Origin of the sequence: Blastococcus sp. MG754426 (genome assembly GCF_021699055.1) — a bacterium.
Lineage (GTDB): Bacteria > Actinomycetota > Actinomycetes > Mycobacteriales > Geodermatophilaceae > Blastococcus.
This window is the reverse complement of record NZ_SSXC01000024.1, coordinates 1-15,255: the sequence shown is the minus strand read 5'-3', so window position 1 is coordinate 15,255 and position 15,255 is coordinate 1. Positions and strand designations below refer to the sequence as shown.

Here is a 15,255-nt window from a genome sequence, read left to right as displayed (position 1 = left end):
TTCGACTTCACGGGCAGCACCCCCCTCGGGGAGGTCATCCCCGTGGAGTCCCGCCAGTTCGCGCCGGAGTTCGGCGGTGAGCTCCTCGACGGCACCGAGTTCCGGTCGACATCCCTTGCCGGGGACATCACGGTCATCAATTTCTGGGGCTCGTGGTGCGCTCCGTGCCGCGTCGAGACGCCGGAGTTCCAGGCGGTCTACGCGGATGTGGCCGACAGCGGCGTGCGCTTCCTCGGCGTGGACGTGAAGGACCAACGGCAACTGGCACAGGCCTTCGTGGAGTCGGTGGGCGCGGAGTATCCCTCCCTGTTCGACCCACGCGGCGAGGTGGCCCTGGCCTTCCGCGGGTTCCCCGCGAACGTCGTGCCGAGCACCATCCTGCTGGACCGGGCCGGCCGGGTGGCCGCCGTCTACGTCGCCGTCGTCCCGGAGGAGGACCTGCGGCGATCCCTCGACCTGCTCCTGTCCGAGGTGACCCCACGGTGAGCGGTCTCGGCGAGTCCTTCGCCGCAATCGTGAACGACGGCTCACTCCTCCTGGCTGTAGGCGTGGCCGCCCTGGTCGGGCTGATCAGCTTCGCATCACCGTGCGTGCTGCCGCTCGTCCCGGGCTATCTGGCCTACGTCGCCGGGTTGACCGGAGCCCAGTCTGCGACCCGCTCGCCGGAGGCCACGGGGAAAGCCGGTGACACCGGTGGCCGGCCAGCCACGGTCACCGTGGCGGCGACGGCCCAGCCGCGCCGTGTGATGCTGGGCGCGTTTCTGTTCGTCCTCGGCTTCACGGTCGTCTTCGTGTCGTTCGGCGCTCTCTTCGGCGGCCTGGGGCGCCTCCTCCTCGAGTGGACGCCCGTGCTCACCCGGGTTATGGGTGTCGTCACCATCCTGATGGGGGTGGCCTTTCTGGGGGGCCTGCCTTGGCTCCAGCGCGAACGGCGGATCACCCGGCGTCCACCGGCCGGTCTCGCCGGCGCCCCGGTACTCGGTGTTGTCTTCGGGCTCGGCTGGACTCCGTGCCTCGGCCCGACGCTCTCCGCGGTGAACACCCTGGCGTACACCGAGGCCTCGGCCATGCGCGGCGCCGTCCTGGGGTTGGCGTATTGCCTGGGCCTCGGCATCCCGTTCCTGCTGGTGGCACTGGGCGCCCGTTGGGCCCTGGACTTCTCGGCCTTCGCTCGCCGGCACGCGGCGACGGTGATGCGCCTGGGTGGCGTACTGCTGATCGCCCTCGGGGTCCTGCTGGTCACCGGCGGGTGGGACCACATCATGATCTGGCTGCGCGCCTGGTTGGCCACCACGGGCCTCGGCACGTCTGTCGTCTGACGCGACACGCCACTACTATGCCCCTTAGGTCACCGTCCGATCACGCTGTGCTCTGATGGGCGGGACGTTCGGCGCGACCCACGAGGACGAGCAGTGACACGACGGCAGCCCCGCCCTGTGCGGCCTCGGCTCTCCGAGTCGCCGCCGCTCCGCCAGCGGCGGCGACTCCTGCTCAGCAGCGTCGTCCTGGGTGCCGTGGCCGCCAGTCTCTGGGAGGGCGGCTGGGGTCTGCAGACCCCGATCGCCCATGCGCACGATGCCCCTGTGCAGCCGGTGCTCTCCGAGTACGGAACCGGCGACGTTCTGGCCGACGTCGACGCGCGACCACAGATCGCGGCAGCCGAGGTGGCAGCCCGCCGCGAGGAGCTGGCGGCCTCTCGGGCGGCACGGGAGGAGGCCGCACGACCGGACGCGGTCATGCCCGTCGAGGGTCGCATCACCAGTGGCTACGGCGCTCGATGGGGCACGACGCACTACGGCTTGGACATCGCCGCGCCCATGCTGACACCGGAGTACGCGGCGGCCGACGGCATCGTCCTGCGTGCCGGTGCCGCCAGCGGATTCGGTCTGGCGGTGTACATCCTGCACGACAACGGGGATGTGACCGTGTACGGCCACATGGAGAAGATCCTGGTCGAGGCAGGGCAGGAGGTGCGGGCCGGCGACACGATCGCGCTGTTGGGCAACCGGGGGCAGTCGACCGGCCCGCACCTGCACTTCGAGGTGTTCCAGGGCGGGCTCGACGGCCGCCGGGTCAGCCCATCGGCCTGGCTGCGCGAGCGTGGCGTCGCCATCTGAGGTTCGGCGCGGGTGAGCTCAGGAGCGGCGCTGCCGGAGCACCTTCTCGTTCAGCTCGGCCAGGTAGGTGTTGTACGCGGCGAGCTCGGGATCGCCCGTGGTGTCGATCCTCGGCGCCTGGTAGAGCGCCACGGCCTTGTGCGGCTCCCCGGCGTCCGGATCCCGCTCCACCTCGATGCGCATGAACCGGCTGTAGAACCACAGCCCCATCAGGCCGTAGACCGGCCACTGGAACGCATAGGACAGGTTCTGCGCATCCCAACCGCGGATCTCGGCGCGTTGCCACTGCCACCAGCCGAGCTGCAGCGTTGCCAGGAAGAGCAGCGCGACAACGAGGTGCATGAGCAGGTAGCCCGGCCGTAGCAGGCGGGACCACAACCGTTCGGGCTTCAACGAGGCAGCCGATGCACTCTCGGGTTCCCAACTCATGTCGGCGCCCTCTCATGTCGCTGGTGCTCGAGGTGGTGCGCCGATCGGCGCCCGAGCCCCGTGGCTAGACTACTAACGTGCTTAGGCGATCCTCCCTCCGGCGACCGCTCCCGGCGCTGACAGCTCTGGCCGTCGCCACGATGCTCGCCGGGTGCGGCAGCACGGGCCAGGAAGACCACGGCGGGAACCACGTGGCCGAGCTCTCGTCGGCGGCCGACGACGGGCCTTACGCCGGCCGGGAACTCGCCGATCCCCGCCCGCGACCGGACTTCACCCTCACCGCCCAGGACGGGGCCCGTTTCAACTTCGCCCAGGAGACCGGTGGAGAGCCCACGCTGCTGTTCTTCGGCTACGCGAACTGTCCCGACGTCTGCCCGACGACGATGGCCGACGTCGCTCTCGCGCTGCGCTCGGTTCCCGAGGACGTCGCAGCCCGCACCCAGGTCGTCTTCGTCACCACCGACCCGGCGCGGGACACGCCGGAGTTTCTCGGCGAGTACCTGGCGCGCTTCGACGCCGAGCTTCCCAACCGCTTCGTCGGCCTCACCGGCACCCAGGCCGAGGTGGAGGCGGCCCAGGTGGCGGCGGAGGTCTCTCTGGCCGAGGCGGACGGCACGATGCACGCCACCAGCCTCCTGCTCTACGGCGCGGACGACATGGCGCGCGTGATGTTCTCCGCCGGGGACACGTCCGACGAGATCGCCGACGACCTGACGACGGTGACCGACAGCTGACCTCCTCCGAGGACTGACGTCAAACGAGGCGCTCCGATGATGTGGATGCCCGAACACCCGCCGACCCTGCTCCGCCTGCTGACTCCCCAACTGGACGCCACCACGGTCTTTCCGGCCGTCGCGCTGCTGGTTCTGATCGTCTACCTGGCGGGAGTCCGGTCGCTGCGCCGCCGGCGCATGCCCTGGCCCTGGCACCGGACCGCGAGCTTCGTGTCCGGCATCCTGACCGTGGTGCTCGTGACGGCCACGCAGGTGATGGGCTACTCGATGGCCCTGTTCTCGGTCCACATGTTCCAGAAGATGGCCCTGAGCGTGGTGGCGGCGATGCTGCTCATGCTGGGCGCGCCGGTCAGCCTGGCCATCCGGACGCTGCCCCGCCGCGGTATCGGCGCCATGTGCCGAAAACTGTTGCTGGCAATCCTGCGGAGCCGGACGGCGCGTGTGCTGGCGCACCCGGTGGTCACCACGACGGTGTTCATCGGCAGCCTGTACGGCCTCTACTTCACCCCCCTGTTCGACCTGCTCATGCGCAGCTCCGCCGGGAACGTCGCCATGCTGTTGCTGTTCCTGGGCACCGGCATACTGGCCTTCGGCGGGGCCTTCGCCATCGGGCCGTGGCCCCACCGGGCCTCCCCCGGGATGCGGCTCATCGAACTCTCGGTGCCCGGGCCGCTGCATGCCTTCTTCGCGGTGGTCGTGATGATGGCCAGCGCACCGCTCGTGAAGACTTTCGCCCACCCGCCGGACGCCTGGAACGTCGACGCGATGACCGACCAACTCGCGGCGGGCAACATCGTCTGGGGCTTCGGCGAGTTCCCCACGATCCTCGCGACCGTCATCATCTACGTCCAGTGGGTGCGCTCGGAACAGCGCCGCACACCGGCGGCGGACCGTCGAGCCGAGGCGGAATTCGATGCCTACAACGCCCACCTGGCCCAGCTGGCAGCGCGGTCCTCGTCGGCTACCCGGCGATGAGTCCGGGGCATGAGTTCGGTTAGGTACAGCTTGCGGTGTATTCAGCCGTTCCTGTACAAAGGCGCCGTGATGCCCGTCCTCCATGCCGAGTCGCTCGCCCGCTTCGGCCACGCTTTGTCCGACCCCACACGCACCCGGCTGCTATTGGCCCTGCGCGAAGGGCCGGGCTACCCGTCGGAGCTCGCCGACCTGCTCGGAGTGAGCCGGCAGAGCCTTTCCAACCACCTGGCCTGTCTCCGCGGCTGCGGCCTGGTCGTGGCCGCGCCTGAAGGTCGCCGTTCCCGCTACGAGCTGGCCGACCAGCGCTTGGCGCACGCCCTCGGGGATCTGCTCGGCGTCGTCCTGGCCGTCGACCCGGAGGCATGCCCGGCCGCAGCCGAGGAGGACTGCTGCTCATGAGCACTCCCTTCCTGCCGCTGGCATCTGCCTCCGTCGTGGATGGCGCGTCCGCGGCCCGCCGCGCACTGCTCGCCCGGCGCATTCGCCTGTTCGTGGCCGCGACGATCACCTACAACGTGATCGAGGCGGTCGTCGCTCTGACCGCCGGGGTGCAGGCCTCGTCGTCGGCGCTGATCGGCTTCGGTCTCGATTCGGTGATCGAGGTGTCCTCGGCACTGGCCGTCGCCTGGCAGTTCGCCGGCCGCGACCCCGAGGCGCGGGAGCGAGTGGCGTTGAAGGTCATCGCCGTGTCCTTCTTCGCGCTGGCCGCGTTCGTCACCGTGGACGCCACCCGGACCCTGCTGGGGCCGAGTGAGGCCGAGCACTCGCCGGTCGGCCTGGTGCTCGCCGCGCTGAGCCTCCTCATCATGCCCGTGCTGTCGTACGCCCAGCGGCGGGCCGGCCGCGAGCTAGGCTCCGTCTCGGCCGTGGCCGACAGCAAGCAGACCCTCCTGTGCACCTATCTGTCCGCGGTCGTCCTCCTCGGACTGGCGCTCAACAGCCTCTTCGGGTGGGCGTGGGCCGACCCGATCGCTGCCCTCGTGATCGCCGTCGTCGCGGTGACGGAAGGGCGGGAGGCCTGGCGAGGTGACGCATGCTGCTCTCCCGCGGCGTCGCTGCGCGGCAGCCCGACTGGTGGCGAGGAGGCCTGCTCCTGCTCTCCGGGGTGCGACTGCTGCGCTTCCGGAGGGCCCTCATGAGCGTGGTGGCCCTGGCGCTGTACGTCCTTGGGCTGGTCGTGGTGTTCGGGGTTCGCACGTGGGTGCAGATCCGGCGGACCGGTTCTTCCGGTTTCCACGGCATCTCCGGGAGTCCGGGGTCGCTGCGCTGGTGGGCCGGTGTCCTGTTCGTGCTTGCCCTGGTCTCTGGCGCGGGCGCACTCGTCCTCGCGGCGACCGGTGTGGCACGAGCGCCCTTCGGGTCCATTCCCTCGTCCGTGGCGGCCGGCGGGCTGACCATCGCGGTGCTGGGCTTCTTCGGCGTCGTCGCCGCCCAGACCGGGATGGGCACGTCCTGGCGGATCGGCGTCGACGAGTCCGAGCGCACGGATCTGGTCACCGACGGACTGTTCCGCCGAGTGCGGAACCCCATCTTCACCGCGATGGTCATCGCGCAGGTGGGGCTGACCGTCGCGGTTCCCACCTGGTTGTCGGTCGCCGCGCTCGTCTGCCTGGTCACGGCCGTGGAGCTCCAGGTGCGTCTCATCGAGGAGCCGTACCTCCTGCAGGTGCACGGAGCCACCTACCGCGAGTACGCCGCGGACACCGGCCGGTTCTTGCCAGGAATCGGAGCCCTGTCGTCTCCGGCGGCGGCGCTATGAGCGGCGGCCATTCCCACGGACACAGCCATGGGCCCGGCAGTTCGAGCCCTACGGACCACCGCCGCCGGCTCGCGATCGTCCTGGTTCTGACGTCGACCGTCCTCGTCGCCGAAGTGATCGGCGCCGTCATCTCCGGCAGCCTGGCCCTGCTCGCCGACGCAGGGCACATGTTGACCGACACCGCCGGCCTGGTGATCGCGCTGATCGCCGCGACGCTCGCCGTGCGGCCCGCCACGGCGAAACGGACCTGGGGCTACCGTCGGGCGGAGGTCCTCGGGGCGACCCTGCAGGCGGCTGCCCTGCTGGCGGTCGGTACCTACGTCCTCATCGAAGGGATCCGCCGGCTGTTCGAGCCGCCGGAGATCGAGACCACCGCCGTCCTCGTCTTCGGGCTGGTCGGCCTGGTGGCCAACGTGATCGGGATCGTGATCCTGACCAGGGGCGGGCGCAGCGACAACGTCAACATGCGGGCCGCGTTCCTGGAGGTCCTCAACGACACCCTCGGGTCGGTGGCCGTCCTGGCGGCCGCCGGCGTCATCGCGTTGACCGGTTGGCAGCGGGCAGATGCCGTTGCGTCGCTGGTCATCGCCGTCCTGATCGTGCCGCGAACCGTGATACTGCTGCGGGAGACGGTGTCGGTACTCCTGGAGACGACGCCGCCCGGGCTGGACCTGGATGACGTCCGCCGCCACCTCCTGGCGGTGCCGCACGTGCTCGAGGTCCACGACCTGCACGCGTCCCAGATCACCAGCGGGCTCCCGGTGCTGTCCGCACACGTGGTCGTGGAGGACTCCTGCTTTCGGGACGGCCACGCGCCACAGATCCTCGACCAGCTGCAGGACTGCCTGACCGGACACTTCCCGGTCAGCGTGGACCACTCGACGTTCCAGCTCGAGAGCCCGGCACATGCCGCGCACGAGCTCGCCGCTCACCAGTGACGGAGCGGCAGCCCCGCCTACTCGATGACGACGAGCAGCCGTTCAGGCTGCGGTGACCGTCATGACGCCGATCTGCCCGAGGGCGACGTGGAAGGAGCACTCGTACTGGTAGTCGCCGGTCTGGTCCACGGCGAACTCGATCGTGTCGCTGTCCCCCGGCGCCACGATGGGGATCTCCTCGACGATCGGCGCAGGGCCGCCGTCGGGGGTGAAGCGGAAGTTGTGCGTGAGCTGCTCGGCCTGGCTGGCCAGTGTCAGCCGCACTCTGCCGGTGCTCACCGAGAAGGCCGCAGGGTAGAACTCGTAGTCGTCCCTGACGAGGACGGTAATCTGCTGTGTCCCGTCGGGAGCGACGGTGACGGTTCCCTGCGTGCCGCCGCCCGAACCGGATCCGGCATCGACCTCCTCGGCTGCGCCCCCGCACGCGCTGAGCACCGTCGCGCCGAGCCCTGCGACTCCGGCGATCAAGAAGCCGCGTCGAGCGAACTCCGCCGATTGGCTCAGCACCCGCGCGAAGTCGTCCGAGGATGGCGAGGTAGGAGCCATCAGATGTTGCACAGGTCGCTGAGCGCAGCGGAGAGAGCGGGATACCCGGCGATGAGCAACGGGACGACGGCGACCGCCAAGGCGCCGAAGGCACCGAGCCGGTAGCGCCATGGGGTCATCGGCGGCTCCGGCTGCAACAAGCGGGACACGCGGACCGCAGCAGCGTCCTGGGCCATGGCCAGCGCTGCGCTAGGCGCCTTCATCTCCACCAGGCTCACGATGGCCGAGGCCACACTCAGCCGGTCGACCCGCTGCACGGCGACATCGTCGGCGAGCAGTTCGATCAGCTTCCGGGTCTCCCGTGTCGCGACCTCGAACACGCGTACCCGCGGGAAGGCGCGGGCGAGGATCTGGGACAACGCCACCGCCAGGTTGTGCCGCCCCCGAAGGTGAGCTGCCTCGTGGGCCAGCACACCGTCGAGTTCCGTTGCGGTCAGCCGCTCCAGCGCGCCCCGGGTGACGACGATGCGACCAGCCCGCCCGGGAACGCAGAAGGCCGCCGCGGCCGGCGCCTCGAGGACCACCATCCCGGACTCGTCGTTCGGCTGAGCAATCAGGCTCAGCGACCGGTGGAGTCGTCGGCGATCGCGCCACCCACCCGCGAGGACACGCACGGCACAGACCGTGAGCCACGCGGGCAGTACCCCGGCGAGCACCGCGCCGAGAAGCCTGCCGGGGAGAAGGCCTGACGATCCGTAGGCGGTCGCGACGCTGACCGCGCAGGCATGCACGATCGCGCCCAGGTTCCCGGCGAGGGCCGTGATGGGGATCAGGAGGGTGACGCCCGCGAGGACGACTGCAAGAACCGTGCTGACGGTGAGGGCCTGCCAGGTGAAGATCGCCAGGCGGGGCGCCCGCCGAGTCCAGGCTGCAGAGGACAGACGTGGCCCGGCGAACAGAATCACCGCCGCGACACCGAGCAGGCTCAGAGTGGCCGTCATACGCCGTCGTCTCCGCCCCGACTCCTCGCCTTCCGAGCGGAGTCGACCGCAGAGCGGAGCTGAGCGACACTGTCGGCGTCCAGGTCGGCAACGAAGTGCATGAGCACTTCCTGGCGGTCTCCCGACTCCTCCAGAACATTCTGCAGCAACGCGGCCGCATGCTCGGCCCGCGTGCGAATCGGGCGGTAGAGCCAGGCGCGACCGCTCATCTCGCGAGTCAGCTGACCCTTGCGGTGGAGGTTGTCCATGACCGTCATGACCGTCGTGTACGCCAGCGTTCGGGATCCACTGAGGGATTCCAGGATCTCGCGGACGGTCGCCGGCTGACCCCGATCCCACAGATCCCGCATGATCGCCGCTTCGAGCTCTCCGAACGGTCGCACAGGGCCGCCTCTCCTCCATCACGCCGACGGCGCGGGCCGTCGCTTGCGACCCACTCCTCCACACCGAACAAGCGACGGTGTGCCAGATCGCATCTACTAGTCTAGGTGGTCCTTGACAGCTGCCCACGAGGTGCGCGGTACGGCAGGGACCAGCAGGTCCTTGCTGTCGACGACGCCTGAAAACTGACCCCCTCGCGACGGTCGAAAGTTGACCCCCTCCCGAGACCCTGGCTCGAGCCGAGCCGGGGAGGGACGAGGTGCTGGCAGTGGAGGACTGGGCGGAGATCCGTCGGCTGCATCGGGCCGAGGGGCTGCCGATCAAGCAGATCGCGCGACTGCTGGGCGTCTCGCGGAACACGGTGCGAACGGCGCTGCGGGCCGACGGGCCGCCGAAGTACGAGCGGGCCGGTCAGCCGTCGATCGTCGATGAGGTCGAGCCGCGGATCCGGGAGCTGCTGCAGGCGTTTCCGACGATGCCGGCCACGGTGATCGCCGAACGGATCGGCTGGAGCAGGTCGATGACCGTGCTGAAGAAGCGGGTGGCCGAGCTGCGGCCGGTCTACCTGCCGCCCGATCCGGCGTCGCGCACCCAGTACGTGGCCGGCGAGATCGCGCAGTTCGATCTGTGGTTCCCGCCGATCACGCTGCCGGTCGGGCACGGTCAGAGCCGCACCGCCAAGCAGCTGCCGGTGCTCACAATGGTCTGCGGCTACTCCCGCTGGGCAGCCGCGGTGCTCATTCCGTCCCGGAACGCGGAGGACTTGTTCGCCGGCTGGTGGCAGCTGCTCGCCGGGCTCGGGGCGGTGCCGCGGGTGCTGGTCTGGGACGGTGAGGGTGCGGTCGGCCGCTGGCGCGCCGGGCGCAGCGAGCTCACCGCGGAGTGCCAGGGCTTCCGCGGCACCCTGGCCACGAGAGTGCTGATCTGCCGGCCGGCCGATCCGGAGGCCAAGGGCCTGGTCGAGCGGCTCCACGACTACCTGGAGCGATCCTTTCTGCCCGGCCGGTCGTTCACCGGGCCGGTCGACTTCAACGCGCAGATGTCCGCCTGGCTGGGGCTGGTGAACACCCGCACCCGGCGGGCGTTGGGGTGCGCGCCGACCGACCGGATCGCCGCCGACCGGGAGCGGATGCTCACCCTGCCGCCGGTCGCTCCGACGACGGGCTGGCGCAGCAGCACGCGGCTGGCCCGGGACCACTACGTGCGGATGGACGGCAACGACTACTCCGTCCATCCGACCGTGATCGGCCGGCGGGTTGAGGTGCTCGCCGACCTGCACCGGGTGCGGGTGCTCTGCGAGGGCCGGGTCGTGGCCGACCACGAACGAGCCTGGGCCCGCCACCAGACCATCTCCGCCGATGAGCACGTCACCGCGGCCAAGGCGTTGCGCGCGGCCCGGGTCGGGCTGCTCCGTCCGGCCCCGCCCGCCGGCGAGGTGGAAATCCGACCGCTGAGCGACTACGACGCCGCCCTCGGCCTCACCGAAGACGCCGCCGCGGGAGGCGTGGCATGAGCCGGGATCTCGGCGCGGAGATGGCGTTCCTGACCCGCGCCCTGAAGGCGCCCACGCTGCGGGAGGCGGTGCCGCGGCTGGCCGAGCGCGCCCGTGAGCAGTCCTGGTCGCACGAGGAGTTCCTCATCGCCTGCCTGCAGCGGGAGGTCTCCGCGCGGGAGTCCCACGGCGGTGAGGGACGGATCCGCGCGGCCCGGTTCCCGGCCCGCAAGAGCCTGGAGGAGTTCGACTTCGACCACGCCCGCGGCCTCAAGCGGGACCTGGTCGCGCACCTGGGCACCCTGGACTTCGTCACCGCCAAGGAGAACGTGCTGCTCCTTGGCCCGCCCGGGACCGGCAAGACCCACCTGGCCACCGGACTGGCGATCCGCGCCTGCCAGGCCGGCCACCGGGTGCTATTCGCCACCGCCACCGAGTGGGTCACCCGGCTCGCCGAGGCTCATCACGCCGGCCGGCTGCACGACGAACTGCGCCGGCTCGGCCGCTACCCGCTGCTGGTCGTCGACGAGGTCGGCTACGTGCCCTTCGAACCGGAGGCGGCCAACCTGTTCTTCCAGCTGGTCTCCAGCCGTTACGAGCGGGCCTCGTTGATCGTCACCTCCAATAAGCCCTTCGGCCGCTGGGGCGAGGTCTTCGGCGACGAGGTCGTCGCCGCCGCGATGATCGACCGCCTGGTCCACCACGCCGAGGTCATCTCGCTCAAGGGCGACAGCTACCGGCTCAAAGACCGAGACCTCGGCCGCTCCGCGGCCGCCACCGAAGACGCATGACCACGAGGGGGTCAATTTTCAGCCGTCGCTAGGGGGTCAACTTTGGGCCGTCGTTGACACTTGCACCGGTCAACGCCGGCTGCCGACGATGTCGGTTGCCTGAGTGAACGGCGTGGCCGGACGCAAGACCGGCAGGGACGTCGTGTCCTGACCGAAGATGGGCTGACCGGGCGCCTACGGTGACCGAGTGCCGTCGCCGCGAAGCATGGGAGCCTGGGCTCTCCGGCTGTCGTCGGTCCTGCTGGCTTCCGTCATCCTCGTCCTCACGGTCGCGACGCCCGCGGGCGCGCACTCCGACCGCGGGGTGGCCGGGAGCAACTTCGCCGGCCAGGTGCTCAGGACGTCGGGTCCGATGCCTGCTGTGAGCCTGCGCGTCACCGAGTTCGGCGACAGCCTCGAACTCATGAACGGCTCCCCGGCCACCGTCACGGTCTTCGGGTACTCCGATGAGGAGTACCTGCGCATCGGCCCGGATGGGGTGTGGCGAAATGCCAACAGCCCGGCGACGTACCTGAACCTCGGCCGCGACGGCAACGTGGAGCTGCCGGCCCACGCCGATCCTCGCGCCGACCCGGACTGGCGTCAGGTGTCCACCCAACCCGAGTACTCCTGGCACGATCACCGCACTCACTGGATGCTCGACAGCCCCCCGCCCCAGGTGGTGGCCGACCCGGACTCCGAGCACACCATCATCGAATGGCAAGTGCCCGTCGCCTATGACGGTCGTCCCGTCACCGTGGACGGAGAGCTGACCTGGTCACCGCCACCGGCCAAGGGCCTCTGGTGGCCCCTTTATCTGCTCGTCGGACTGGCCGGAGCACTGGCCGGCTTCCTGGGCAAGAGCCCGCGACCGCTCGCGCTCCTGCTGGCGATCGTGACGGCGGCCGCGACCTGGCACCTGCTGGCGACACCACAACCGGGGCTGACTGCCGCCGACCGTGTCCTGGCGATGGGCGCCGCCTCGCTGCCCACGCTGGCGCTCATTGGCATCACGATCCTCGGTGTGCGGGCCGCTTTCCGCGGCAACGGACTGCTGGCCGGGATGCTCGCGGCGATTGCCGGATTCATGCACTTCGTCCAGGGGCTACCGGACATGGACGTCCTGTGGAGCGCCAACGTGATCACCGGTGGCCCCACCCCTCTGGCGAGAACGTCGGTGGCCCTGCTCATTTTCGGCGGCCTGGGTCTGATGCTCGGCTCCGTCGGTGCCGTCCGGCGGTTCCGCCCCGATCTGGCGGAGTCCGCTCCGGACACCCGGCAAGCCGTCGGGACGACCTGACGCAACTGCCCCCCGTCCGTCGACGTCAGCGAGTCGGCTCGAAGAGCCCTCGCCCCCACCAGTCGTTCCCATCGACCACCCCGGGCGGGCAGGCGAACACGGCCGTGGAGGTGTGCCGGATGAAGCGGTTGAGCGCGTCACCTGCGAGGTTGCGCTGGACCTGGACGAAGCCTGTCTCCGGGTTCCGCTGATAGGCGATGAAGAACAGGCCTGCGTCCAGGCGACCGTCCTCGTCCGTGCCGTCCACGAAGCTGTAGCCGCGCCGCAGCATCGCCGTTCCCGCGTTGGTCGGGTGAGAGAGGAAGACGTGCGAGTCGTGCGGGATGGCCGGCCGGCCATTCGTCTGCGTAGTGAAGTCCGTCGGGTCGAACTCACGGCGCTGGCCGAGTGGCGCACCGGCCTCCTTGGTCCGACCGATCACTGCCTCCTGCTGGGCGGTAGCGACGCCGTCCCAGTCCTCGATGAGCATGCGGATCCGGCGTGTGACGAGGTAGGACCCATCTAAGAGCCAGTCAGCATCGTCCTCACCCACCCAGACGAAGCGGTCGAGCGCCCGTCCGTTCTCCGCTTTCAGGTTGGCCGTGCCGTCCTTGAAGCCGAGGAGGTTGCGTGGGGTCTCCTGTGCCGCGCTGGTGGACGACGTCCGGCCGAAGCCCAGTTGCGTCCACCGCACCTTCACCACGCCGACCCCGAGCCGGACCAGGTTTCGCACGGCGTGGACAGCGACCTGGGGATCGTTGGCGCAGGCCTGGATGCAGAGATCGCCACCGCTGATGGCGGGCTGCAAGGCATCGCCGGGAAAGGGCGGCATCTCGACCAGAGGTAGCGGCCGGTGCGCGGCCAACCCAAAACGATCCCTGCCGTCGGCCGTCTCGAACAGCGTCGGACCGAAACCGATGGTCAGCGTCAGGCTTGAGGCGGGCAGCCCCATGGCCTCGCCGGTGTCCCCCGGCCCGGACGGCCGTCCCGCCGTCAGCTCCCGGGCAGCCGTCGTCCAGGCGCGCAGCATGTCGGCCAGCGCCTCGCGGCTGTCCGTGACGACGTCGAACGCGACGAAGTGAAGCCGGTCCTGCGCCGGCGTGACGATGCCTGCCTGGTGGACGCCCGTGAAGTCGACAGCCGCGCTCGGGTCGCTCACCGGTGCCCCGGTGGCCTGGGCCGTGGAGGGGCTCGCGGTCGCTCGACCGACCACTCCCCCGATGGCGCCCGACGCCACGGCACCCGCAGCGCCCAGGCCGGCCAGTCCGAGGAGCCGGCGGCGGGATACGTGCGGCGGGGAGGGGGTGACGGCCTCGTGCTCGGGAGAACCACCGGCAACTGAGTGGGCCGGCGAGTGCGACGGAGTTTCGCTCATCACGGCCAGGCTACTACTGGCTGTAGGACCGGGGCGGGACGCTGGTGGCTGCTGCCCGGGCCGCGTCAACCTCCGACCCCGGTGGCCGGCACTGCTCCGCCCGAGAACGCTCCGCCGGCTCGGAACCCTGTGGGCGTCCCCGCAGGTGGCTGGCGCAACTCCGGTAGAACGCCGATCAGGCGGGAAAGGCCCTTCGGCATGTCCGAGTTCTTGCTCGTCCTCGGGTTCGCTGCGCTCCCGGCGGCCGGGAACTTCTTCGGCGGTGTGCTCGCGGAGGTCTTCCGCGTTTCCGAGCGCGCGTTGAGCCTCGCTCTGCACCTCGCCGCCGGCATCGTGCTGGCTGTCGTGGGCCTCGAGCTCATGCCCGAGGCCTTGGCAGCCGGCCTGCCGTGGGTCCCGCTGCTCGCCTTCGTCGTCGGCGGGGCGATCTTCATCGGGCTCGACCGGACGATCGGGTACGTGCAGGCCCGGATGGGTGGCGGTGGGGAAAAACAGTCAGGAGCCCTCGCCATCTTCTCGGGCGTGTCGATGGACCTCTTCAGCGACGGCGTGATGATCGGCACGGGCGCCGTGGTCAACCCGGCGCTCGGTCTCCTGCTGGCGGTCGGCCAGGTGCCGGCCGACGTGCCGGAGGGCTTCGCCGCCATCGCCACCCTGCGCAACGCCGGGATCAGCCGCAAGAAGCGGATCGCGATGGCGGCCGCCTTCGCCATTCCCATCCTGCTCGGTGCCACCATCGGCTACTGGGCGCTACGCGACGCTCCCGAGATCATCACCCTGTCCGTACTGGCCCTGACCGGCGGTGCCCTGACCGCGGTCGTGGTCGAGGAGATGATCGGCGAGGCTCACGAGGGTGAGACCTCACAGCTCGGTCCGGTGTTCCTCACCGCCGGCTTCGCCCTGTTCGGCGCCATCTCGGTCTATCTCGGCTCGTGACAACATCCGCCACCGCTGCTTGCGGGCGCCAGCGCCTGATCACCGTCCCGACAAGGAAGGCAACGCAGTACGGCCGGCTGGGGCCGCGGCCAGGGAGGAGCGACCGGTGAAGCGCTGGCTCATGCGGATTGCGATCGCGCTCGGAGTGACGATCGTGCTGCTGCTCGTCTACGGGGCCGCGGTGGAACCACGGTTCATCCTGGATGAGGAACGCTGGCGGGTGGCCCTGCCGGAACTGGGCGAGGAGTGGGCCGGCACTGACATCGCCGTCATGTCGGACCTGCAGATCGGCATGTGGTGGTCCAACGAAGGCATGGTGGAGAAGGCGGTCGGGGAGATCGTGGAGGACGAGCCTGACCTTGTGCTCCTCGGTGGGGATTTCCTCTACAGCAACGAGCCGGACGTCTCCACCCAGGTCGACCGCGTCGTGGAGCTCCTCGACCCGCTGGTCTCGGCGGATATCCCCACCTACGCCGTCCTGGGCAACCACGACTACGTCGTTGGCGCGGCCGATGAGCTCACCACCGCCCTCGAGGACGCCGGGATCCGGGTCCTGCGCAACGCCGCCCTCCCCGTCCCCTCC

The 15,255-nt window shown here is 70.2% G+C and carries 19 protein-coding genes; 14 read left to right on the top strand and 5 right to left on the bottom strand.

The annotated features are described in order from the left end of the window. The first annotated feature begins 42 nt into the window (after positions 1-42). From E9549_RS10310 to E9549_RS10300, 3 genes are all read left to right on the top strand, one after another. A complete protein-coding gene (locus E9549_RS10310) occupies positions 43-486 on the top strand; it encodes a TlpA disulfide reductase family protein (protein ID WP_236826448.1) in 444 nt (147 codons plus the stop codon). Next, entirely contained in the window at positions 483-1,319 is an 837-nt protein-coding gene (locus tag E9549_RS10305) for a cytochrome c biogenesis CcdA family protein (RefSeq protein WP_236826447.1), read from the top strand. Before E9549_RS10310 ends, E9549_RS10305 begins: the two co-directional genes overlap by 4 nt. Before the next feature lie 195 nt (positions 1,320-1,514). Then, positions 1,515-2,117: a M23 family metallopeptidase gene (locus E9549_RS10300; protein ID WP_236826446.1), complete on the top strand. Its 603-nt coding sequence runs from the start codon at positions 1,515-1,517 to the stop codon at positions 2,115-2,117. An 18-nt stretch (positions 2,118-2,135) separates the two neighbouring features. On the opposite strand, the gene E9549_RS10295 is transcribed toward E9549_RS10300, so the two are convergent. Further along, positions 2,136-2,459 (bottom strand): metalloprotease, encoded by a 324-nt coding sequence (locus tag E9549_RS10295; RefSeq protein WP_236826445.1) that lies wholly within the window; start codon positions 2,457-2,459, stop codon positions 2,136-2,138. A gap of 164 nt (positions 2,460-2,623) precedes the next feature. On the opposite strand from E9549_RS10295, the gene E9549_RS10290 reads away from it, so the two are divergent. From E9549_RS10290 to E9549_RS10265, 6 genes are all read left to right on the top strand, one after another. Next, positions 2,624-3,280, top strand: coding sequence for an SCO family protein (locus tag E9549_RS10290; protein WP_236826444.1), 657 nt, complete (start codon positions 2,624-2,626; stop codon positions 3,278-3,280). 36 nt (positions 3,281-3,316) lie between these two features. Continuing rightward, positions 3,317-4,255, top strand: a complete 939-nt coding sequence (locus E9549_RS10285; protein ID WP_236826443.1) for a cytochrome c oxidase assembly protein — start codon at positions 3,317-3,319, stop codon at positions 4,253-4,255. 69 nt (positions 4,256-4,324) lie between these two features. Further along, positions 4,325-4,654 (top strand): helix-turn-helix transcriptional regulator, encoded by a 330-nt coding sequence (locus E9549_RS10280; RefSeq protein ID WP_236826477.1) that lies wholly within the window; start codon positions 4,325-4,327, stop codon positions 4,652-4,654. Continuing rightward, positions 4,618-5,394 (top strand): cation diffusion facilitator family transporter, encoded by a 777-nt coding sequence (locus E9549_RS10275; protein WP_236826442.1) that lies wholly within the window; start codon positions 4,618-4,620, stop codon positions 5,392-5,394. Before E9549_RS10280 ends, E9549_RS10275 begins: the two co-directional genes overlap by 37 nt. Then, positions 5,391-6,014, top strand: a complete 624-nt coding sequence (locus E9549_RS10270) for an isoprenylcysteine carboxylmethyltransferase family protein (RefSeq protein WP_236826441.1) — start codon at positions 5,391-5,393, stop codon at positions 6,012-6,014. The genes E9549_RS10275 and E9549_RS10270 overlap by 4 nt, the downstream gene beginning before the upstream one ends. Further along, entirely contained in the window at positions 6,011-6,952 is a 942-nt protein-coding gene (locus E9549_RS10265) for a cation diffusion facilitator family transporter (protein WP_255714167.1), read from the top strand. The genes E9549_RS10270 and E9549_RS10265 overlap by 4 nt, the downstream gene beginning before the upstream one ends. Positions 6,953-6,994: 42 nt before the next feature. Here E9549_RS10265 and E9549_RS10260 read toward each other — a convergent pair whose 3' ends face one another. Genes E9549_RS10260 through E9549_RS10250 form a run of 3 tightly spaced genes read right to left on the bottom strand, consistent with a single transcriptional unit; the run spans position 6,995 to position 8,822 of the window. Continuing rightward, a complete protein-coding gene (locus E9549_RS10260; RefSeq protein ID WP_236826439.1) occupies positions 6,995-7,498 on the bottom strand; it encodes a cupredoxin domain-containing protein in 504 nt (167 codons plus the stop codon). Further along, positions 7,498-8,439 carry a M56 family metallopeptidase gene (locus E9549_RS10255; RefSeq protein WP_236826438.1) on the bottom strand — a complete coding sequence of 314 codons (942 nt, stop codon included), beginning with the start codon at positions 8,437-8,439 and terminating at the stop codon, positions 7,498-7,500. The genes E9549_RS10260 and E9549_RS10255 overlap by 1 nt, the downstream gene beginning before the upstream one ends. After that, positions 8,436-8,822 carry a BlaI/MecI/CopY family transcriptional regulator gene (locus tag E9549_RS10250; protein WP_236826437.1) on the bottom strand — a complete coding sequence of 129 codons (387 nt, stop codon included), beginning with the start codon at positions 8,820-8,822 and terminating at the stop codon, positions 8,436-8,438. The genes E9549_RS10255 and E9549_RS10250 overlap by 4 nt, the downstream gene beginning before the upstream one ends. A gap of 257 nt (positions 8,823-9,079) precedes the next feature. On the opposite strand from E9549_RS10250, the gene istA reads away from it, so the two are divergent. The 3 genes from istA (at position 9,080) to E9549_RS10235 (ending at position 12,382) form a co-directional block, all read left to right on the top strand. After that, positions 9,080-10,333 (top strand): IS21 family transposase, encoded by a 1,254-nt coding sequence (gene istA, locus E9549_RS10245; RefSeq protein WP_236826436.1) that lies wholly within the window; start codon positions 9,080-9,082, stop codon positions 10,331-10,333. Further along, the gene (istB, locus tag E9549_RS10240; RefSeq protein ID WP_236826435.1) at positions 10,330-11,103 is read left to right on the top strand and encodes an IS21-like element helper ATPase IstB; all 774 of its coding nucleotides are present in this window, start codon (positions 10,330-10,332) and stop codon (positions 11,101-11,103) included. Before istA ends, istB begins: the two co-directional genes overlap by 4 nt. A gap of 187 nt (positions 11,104-11,290) precedes the next feature. Then, positions 11,291-12,382 carry a hypothetical protein gene (locus E9549_RS10235; protein WP_236826434.1) on the top strand — a complete coding sequence of 364 codons (1,092 nt, stop codon included), beginning with the start codon at positions 11,291-11,293 and terminating at the stop codon, positions 12,380-12,382. A gap of 25 nt (positions 12,383-12,407) precedes the next feature. On the opposite strand, the gene efeB is transcribed toward E9549_RS10235, so the two are convergent. Further along, positions 12,408-13,736, bottom strand: coding sequence for an iron uptake transporter deferrochelatase/peroxidase subunit (efeB, locus tag E9549_RS10230; protein WP_255714168.1), 1,329 nt, complete (start codon positions 13,734-13,736; stop codon positions 12,408-12,410). Between the two features lie 210 nt (positions 13,737-13,946). Between efeB and E9549_RS10225 the strand changes: the two genes are divergently transcribed. Then, positions 13,947-14,672 carry a ZIP family metal transporter gene (locus E9549_RS10225; protein WP_236826433.1) on the top strand — a complete coding sequence of 242 codons (726 nt, stop codon included), beginning with the start codon at positions 13,947-13,949 and terminating at the stop codon, positions 14,670-14,672. Between the two features lie 106 nt (positions 14,673-14,778). Further along, the coding region (locus tag E9549_RS10220) for a metallophosphoesterase (RefSeq protein ID WP_236826432.1) at positions 14,779-15,255 on the top strand (477 nt) is incomplete at its 3' end.